General features: G+C 45.8%; 5 protein-coding genes, 8 tRNA genes and 1 rRNA gene. All 14 read left to right on the top strand.

The annotated features are described in order from the left end of the window. The first annotated feature begins 150 nt into the window (after window positions 1-150). The 14 genes from rrf to GJU40_RS08345 all read left to right on the top strand — a co-directional run bounded on the left by rrf (window position 151) and on the right by GJU40_RS08345 (window position 6,880). Window positions 151-266: ribosomal RNA gene (rrf, locus tag GJU40_RS08410) — 5S ribosomal RNA — on the top strand. An 11-nt stretch (window positions 267-277) separates the two neighbouring features. Beyond that, window positions 278-352: transfer RNA gene (locus GJU40_RS08405), tRNA-Asn, on the top strand. 1 nt (window position 353) lies between these two features. After that, window positions 354-426, top strand: a tRNA-Thr gene (locus GJU40_RS08400). Between the two features lie 21 nt (window positions 427-447). Beyond that, window positions 448-522, top strand: a tRNA-Glu gene (locus tag GJU40_RS08395). Between the two features lie 13 nt (window positions 523-535). Further along, window positions 536-611, top strand: a tRNA-Val gene (locus GJU40_RS08390). A 1-nt stretch (window position 612) separates the two neighbouring features. Further along, window positions 613-685 (top strand) — tRNA-Thr (locus GJU40_RS08385). A 16-nt stretch (window positions 686-701) separates the two neighbouring features. Then, window positions 702-786: transfer RNA gene (locus GJU40_RS08380), tRNA-Tyr, on the top strand. A 6-nt stretch (window positions 787-792) separates the two neighbouring features. Further along, a tRNA-Gln gene (locus GJU40_RS08375) sits at window positions 793-867 on the top strand. A 65-nt stretch (window positions 868-932) separates the two neighbouring features. Beyond that, window positions 933-1,005: transfer RNA gene (locus GJU40_RS08370), tRNA-Lys, on the top strand. 282 nt (window positions 1,006-1,287) lie between these two features. After that, the gene (gene rocF, locus GJU40_RS08365; RefSeq protein WP_154307284.1) at window positions 1,288-2,190 is read left to right on the top strand and encodes an arginase; all 903 of its coding nucleotides are present in this window, start codon (window positions 1,288-1,290) and stop codon (window positions 2,188-2,190) included. Between the two features lie 239 nt (window positions 2,191-2,429). Next, a complete protein-coding gene (gene sigW, locus GJU40_RS08360) occupies window positions 2,430-2,993 on the top strand; it encodes an RNA polymerase sigma factor SigW (RefSeq protein WP_154307283.1) in 564 nt (187 codons plus the stop codon). Window positions 2,994-3,007: 14 nt separating this feature from the next. Continuing rightward, the gene (locus GJU40_RS08355; protein ID WP_154307282.1) at window positions 3,008-3,619 is read left to right on the top strand and encodes an anti-sigma factor family protein; all 612 of its coding nucleotides are present in this window, start codon (window positions 3,008-3,010) and stop codon (window positions 3,617-3,619) included. Between the two features lie 1,157 nt (window positions 3,620-4,776). Next, window positions 4,777-5,598 carry a diadenylate cyclase CdaA gene (gene cdaA, locus GJU40_RS08350; protein ID WP_154307281.1) on the top strand — a complete coding sequence of 274 codons (822 nt, stop codon included), beginning with the start codon at window positions 4,777-4,779 and terminating at the stop codon, window positions 5,596-5,598. Beyond that, a complete protein-coding gene (locus tag GJU40_RS08345; protein WP_154307280.1) occupies window positions 5,591-6,880 on the top strand; it encodes a CdaR family protein in 1,290 nt (429 codons plus the stop codon). Before cdaA ends, GJU40_RS08345 begins: the two co-directional genes overlap by 8 nt. Window positions 6,881-6,891: the final 11 nt, after the last annotated feature.

Here is a 6,891-nt window from a genome sequence, read left to right as displayed (position 1 = left end):
TGGAAGCATGGTGACATGTGGAGCTGACGAATACTAATCGATCGAGGACTTAACCTATATATGATATAGGCATAAACTAGCGAACAAACATATAATATCTTGCGCGTTATCCAGTTTTGAGGGAACATGTTTTTCTCAAACTTTATACAGTCTGGTGGCGATAGCGAAGAGGTCACACCCGTTCCCATACCGAACACGGAAGTTAAGCTCTTCAGCGCCGATGGTAGTTAGGGGCTTCCCCTTGTGAGAGTAGGACGCTGCCAGGCTTTATGACTTTTCCGCAGTAGCTCAGTGGTAGAGCTATCGGCTGTTAACCGATCGGTCGCAGGTTCGAGTCCTGCCTGCGGAGCCATGCTTCCATAGCTCAGTTGGTAGAGCACTTCCATGGTAAGGAAGAGGTCACCGGTTCGAGTCCGGTTGGAAGCTTTCCAATACATACTATGAAATGGCCCCTTGGTCAAGCGGTTAAGACACCGCCCTTTCACGGCGGTAACACGGGTTCGAATCCCGTAGGGGTCACCATTTTTACATATCCGGAGGATTAGCTCAGCTGGGAGAGCACCTGCCTTACAAGCAGGGGGTCGGCGGTTCGAGCCCGTCATCCTCCACCATGCCGGTGTAGCTCAATTGGTAGAGCAACTGACTTGTAATCAGTAGGTTGGGGGTTCAAGTCCTCTCGCCGGCACTGTTTTTCAAAATATGGAGGGGTAGCGAAGTGGCTAAACGCGGCGGACTGTAAATCCGCTCCCTCAGGGTTCGGCGGTTCGAATCCGTCCCCCTCCACCATATGATTGGGCTATAGCCAAGCGGTAAGGCAACGGACTTTGACTCCGTCATGCGTTGGTTCGAATCCAGCTAGCCCAGCCATTTTTTTTTGCCCAAAATTGGGTTTCATTTGGACAAATTGTACTGCCAATCGAATTTTTTAATTTGAGCCATTAGCTCAGTTGGTAGAGCATCTGACTTTTAATCAGAGGGTCGAAGGTTCGAGTCCTTCATGGCTCATCATAATAGAAACCTGTGCGAATGACATTAGCACAGGTTTTTTTTCTGTTTTCATATTTCCTTGCATAGGTGGCACCGTATTTCAATTCCTTCCGACCCGGCAAATCTCCTCGTTAAGGGCTGCCGACCAGCTGTAGGAAAGGGCGCGGATTGCTAAAAAGGGCATTACAGCTTATGAAAAATCTGAGAGAATTTTCTGTATATATATACATATTTTTGTTGAGTTGAGTCACACACCTCTTACTAGGTAAAATGAAGGTATCGTAAGGGGGAGGAACAAACATGAAAAAGAAAATTTCAATTATTGGGGTGCCAATGGATTTTGGCCAGACAAGGCGCGGAGTGGATATGGGCCCAAGCGCAATCAGGTATGCAAACGCAGTAGAAAGATTGGAAAGCTTGCATTACGAGGTTGAAGATCTTGGTGACATTGATGTAGGGAAAAGAGCTTCCGTTGAAGAAGATGCATCTGAAAAGCTGAAAAACTTAAAAGCAGCAGCTGCAGGAAATGAAAAGCTTGCGCTTAAAGTAGATGAAACAGTAAAGGAAGGGGCATTTCCGCTGATTTTGGGCGGAGATCACAGCATAGCAATTGGTACACTGGCCGGAGTGGCAAAGCACTATGAAAATCTCGGAGTGATCTGGTACGATGCCCACGGAGATTTAAATACGGGAGAAACATCTCCTTCGGGTAATATACATGGAATGCCCCTGGCGGTAAGCCTCGGACTCGGCCATTCCACATTAACGAATATCATGGGTTACAGTCCAAAAGTAAAACCTGAAAATATCGTCATTATCGGGGCGAGATGCCTTGATGAGGGTGAGAAAGACCTGATCAAAAAATTGGGTATTAAGGTTTTCACGATGCATGAAATTGATCGTCTTGGAATGACGAAGGTAATTGAGGAAACCATTCAATATTTTGAAGGCCGGGCAGACGGAGTTCATCTGTCATTAGACTTGGATGGTCTAGATCCAATAGATGCTCCAGGTGTAGGTACCCCGGTAATTGGCGGCATCAGCTACCGTGAAAGCCATTTGGCAATGGAGATGCTTGCAGAAGCTGAATTGATTACATCAGCTGAATTTGTAGAGGTTAACCCGATCTTGGATGAAAGAAACAAAACTGCGATTGTAGCGGTAGAGTTGATGGGTTCTCTATTTGGAGAGAAGTTATTATAAAAGTAACGGGCCAGGGGCGATTTCCCTGGTTTTTTTCGTATGAAAAATGGCACTATTCCCTTTTTCCGGCTCATAGCACCGTAAAAAAGCTTGTGTTTTGCACCGATTTTAGATACTCTTTAAAATTAATTCTACAATATTCCCAATTATTTGCTAAAATATTTTTATATGAAAAAAATGAAACCTTTCTTTTTTGCTTTCGTATACTAAGAGACCCGCTAAGAGCGGAGGTTAAAAATATGGAAACCATTGTAAAAAACAGAATCAAGCAGGTGAAAAAAGGCGACCAAAATGCGTTTGCCGAGATTGTTGATCTTTATAAAGATAAGATTTATCAGCTCTGTTACCGAATGCTTGGCAATTCACATGAAGCTGAGGATATTGCACAGGAGGCATTTATCAGGGCTTATATGAACATCCACACCTATGATATGGACAGAAAATTTTCAACATGGCTATACAGAATTGCTACAAACCTCTCAATAGACAGAATCAGAAAGAAAAAGCCTGATTATTATCTGGATGCAGAAGTAGCTGGGACTGAAGGACTGACGATGTATTCTCAGATCGCTTCAGACACAGAGCTTCCCGAAGATCAGGTGGAAACAATGGAACTTCAGGAAACCATACAAAGAGAAATTCTGAAGCTCCCCGATAAATACCGTTCTGTCATCGTATTAAAGTATATTGATGAGCTTTCTTTGATTGAGATCAGCCAGATTTTAGATCTTCCAATAGGGACTGTAAAGACAAGGATCCACCGTGGCAGAGAAGCGCTGAGAAAACAATTAAAGGATTTGTAATTGAGGTGAATGAAATGAAGTGTTCCGAAGAAATCGTACGATATATGCATCAGTATCTTGATCATGATATTGAAGAAGAAGATGAAGTTGTTCTGCGTCATCACCTGAAAACCTGCACAGCATGCTCACAGCATTTTCATGACCTGGAGAAAGCTGTAGCACTAGTGCAGAGCACTTCTCATATTGAAGCTCCTGCAGACTTTACAGCATCTATTATGAAGGCATTGCCGCAGGAGAAAAAATCCGTTACAGCCAACAGGTGGTTCAGAAACCACCCTTTCCTTGTAGCGGCATCATTGTTTCTTCTTTTTATGACGGGAAGCGTGTTATCCGCATGGAATGGAGAACAGGATTTCAGCGTCTCCAAACAGAACAATCTTATAGTAGAGAATGGCATCGTCACTGTTCCTGAGGGTGAGATAGTCAGAGGTGATGTGACGGTCAAAAACGGCAGTATCAATATAGAAGGTACAGTGGAAGGCGACGTAACAATCGTCAACGGAGAAAAATACATGGCATCTGCCGGACATGTAACAGGTGAAATAACAGAAGTGAACCAGGTTTTTGACTGGCTTTGGTTAAAAATGAAAGAGCTGGGCAATGATGTTATTGATATATTCGAGTAAAAGGTCATCAAATGATGGCCTTTTTCTAATAGCCAGCAGCTTGAGGGACAGTCACGTATTGCCACAGGACGTGGCGCACCTAGCATGACTTCCTTTACTGCGCCTCCGCTTTTCGGCTTTGTCCAGCTCCGGCAGCTAGGCCCTCGAGGTCATAAGCCAGTTTGGTCAAGAGGTCAAAGAGCGACCTCCTGTCCAAACTGTCTTATGCTTGTCGGGCCTTGCAAGCTGCCTCCGCTTTTCGATTTTGTCCAGCTCCAGGCGCCAGCCCGTCCAAGCCATCTTATGCTTGTCAGGGCTGAGCGGGCGCCTTCCGCTTTTCGGTTTGTCCAGCTCCGGCAGCTAGGCCCTCGAGGTCATAAGCTGTCTTGGCCATAAGGGCAAAGAGCGCCCTTACGTCCAAGCCATCTTATGCTTGTCGGAGCCCGACACGACGTCGGACAGTCATGCCGTTGCCACAGGACGTGGCGCTCTTAGCATGACTTCCTTTAAAACGGCGCCTTCCGCTTTTCGTGTTGTCCAGCTCCAGGCGCCAGCCCTTCGAGGTCATAAGCTAATCATCTCAAAAAGGCAAAGAGCGCCTTTTAGAGATGCTCGTCTTATGCTTGTCAGGGCTGAGCGGGCGCCTTCCGCTTTTCGGTTTGTCCAGCTCCAGGCGCCAGCCCTTCGAGGTCATAAGCTGTCTTGGCCATAAGGGCAAAGAGCGCCCTTACGTCCAAGCCATCTTATGCTTGTCGGAGCCCGACACGACGTCGGACAGTCATGCGTTGCCACAGGACGTGGCGCTCTTAGCATGACTTCCTTTAAAAGGGCGCCTTCCGCTTTTCGTGTTGTCCAGCTCCAGGCGCCAGCCCTTCGAGGTCATAAGCCGATCCGGCCTGAAGGTTAAAGAACAACCTTCATTCCGGCTCGTCTTATGCTTGTCAGGGCTGAGCGGGCGCCTTCCGCTTTTCGGTTTGTCCAGCTCCGGCAGCTAGGCCCTCGAGGTCATAAGCTGTCTTGGCCATAAGGGCAAAGAGCGCCCTTACGTCCAAGCCATCTTATGCTTGTCGGGCCTTGCAAGCTGCCTTCCGCTTTTCTTATTTGCTTTAGGTTTTTATATGTTATAATGAGAAAGTTATGTACTTTTTAATGATTTGAACTTAATGGAGGAAAGGTGAATGGCTTTAGGGGATTTTCCAATCTTGCAGTACCTCGGCAACGCCGTTGATATTCTCCTTGTTTGGTTCGTTGTATATAAAAGCATTATGGTTATTCGAGGAACAAAAGCTGTTCAGCTTTTAAAAGGAATAACAGTGATTATCCTCGTCCGTATGTTAAGCAGTTATTTGGGCTTAAATACACTGCAGTGGTTAATGGACCAAGCCCTAACATGGGGATTTTTAGCGATTATTATTATCTTTCAGCCTGAGCTTAGAAGAGCTTTGGAACAGCTGGGAAGAGGCCGCTTGTTCTCCAGGGTAGTGGGCACTGAAGAGGAAGGCCAGCAAAAGCTGACAGAAGATATTATGAAAGCAACCTCTTATATGGCTAAGAGAAGAATAGGCGCTTTGCTGACGATAGAAAAAGAAACTGGGATGAGTGACTACATAGAAACTGGTATTCCGCTGGATTCGCGAGTATCATCCGAACTTTTGATTAATATTTTCATTCCGAATACACCTTTGCACGATGGTGCAGTCATTCTCTCAAAGAATCAGGTTGCTGCTGCAGCTTGTTATCTTCCGCTTTCCGAGAGCCCCTTTATTTCCAAAGAGCTGGGGACAAGACACAGGGCAGCGGTTGGCATTAGTGAAGTAACAGACAGCATTACAATCGTAGTTTCCGAGGAAACAGGAGGAATTGCTGTCGCGCGCAACGGAGAGTTGATTCGCGGGGTGACGGAAGAAACACTGAAAGAAATCCTTCAATCTGAATTTGGTAACCAGCCTAAGGCTGTTTCCCAAACTAGATGGCAATGGAGGGGGAAGAAAAATGGATAGATTGATGAACAATCATTGGTTTATGAAAATCACCGCATTATTTATTGCTTTGATGCTGTATATGTCTATCAATTTTGACAACAGTCCTCCTGCCACACAACCTGGCAGTTCAGCCGGCTTTTTAACACCGGCTAATCCGTCTGTATTTCCAAGGGCAACGACGGAAGCGGCTACGATTACAGAAGTTCCGCTTAGATCATATTTTGATCAGGAAAACATGGTGGTCACAGGAGTCCCTGAAACGGTAACCGTAACAGTGGAAGGACCTACAAGCTCTGTAACAAGAGCCAGGCAGATAAGGGACTTTGAAGTATTTGCGGAGCTTTCCAATCTGTCGGCAGGCACACACAGAGTGGAGCTGGCGCATAAAAATATCCCAGCTGACTTAAAAGTAACAGTTGATCCATCTATCATCACTGTCACAGTACAGGAGAAAATCTCCAGGGACTTTCCGATAGAAGTGGATTTTATCAATAAAAATCAGATTAAAGATGGCTATACGCCTGAACAGCCGATCATCAGGCCTAACATTGTCAGGGTAACGGGAGCAAGAGAAATCGTGGACAGCATTGCGATGATTAAAGCCCGAGTCAGCCTGCAGAACAGAGATGAAGCATTTGAAGAAGATTCAAGAGTGACTGTTTACGACGCTGATGGTAATATCCTTCCTGTAGATGTTGAGCCGTCGGTTGTCAGAATCAGCGTACCGATCGCCGCGCCTTCCAAAAAGGTGCCAATCAATATCACCAGGGAGGGACAGCTTCCCGAGGGAGTCAGCATAGCAGGCTTGGAAACTGATCCGTCAGAAATTACGCTGTATGGTCCAAAAAATGTTCTGGATTCACTGGAATTTTATAATGGCATTAAGCTGGACCTTAGCAAAATTACGGAAGACACCGTGATGGAAGTGGAAGTTCCCTTGCCTAACGGAGTAAGCAGGGTTTCGCCTGAGAAACTGCAGGTGAAGATCAACGTAGACAAGGTGGAGGAAAAAGTCCTGGAAGATCTTCCAGTAAAACCGGTCGGCCTGGCAGATGACAGGGATATTGAATTTCTTGACCCGGTCACAGAAGCAATCAACCTGAACCTTATGGGATCACCAAAATTGCTTGAAGAAATAGAAGCTTCTGATGTAGAACTGTTCGTGAATGTAACAGATCTGGATGATGGGGAGCACGATGTGAAGGTAGAAGTAACCGGTCCACAAAATGTAAACTGGTCACTGGCAAAAGATACAGTAAAAATCAAAATCAGCACACCAGAAGCAACTTCTGATTCTTAAGACGATCTGAC

Origin of the sequence: Metabacillus lacus, from assembly GCF_009674805.1 — a bacterium.
Taxonomy (GTDB): Bacteria; Bacillota; Bacilli; order Bacillales; family Bacillaceae; genus Metabacillus_C; species Metabacillus_C lacus.
Note: the sequence above shows the minus strand (reverse complement) of the source record. Positions and strands in the feature narration are given on the sequence as shown.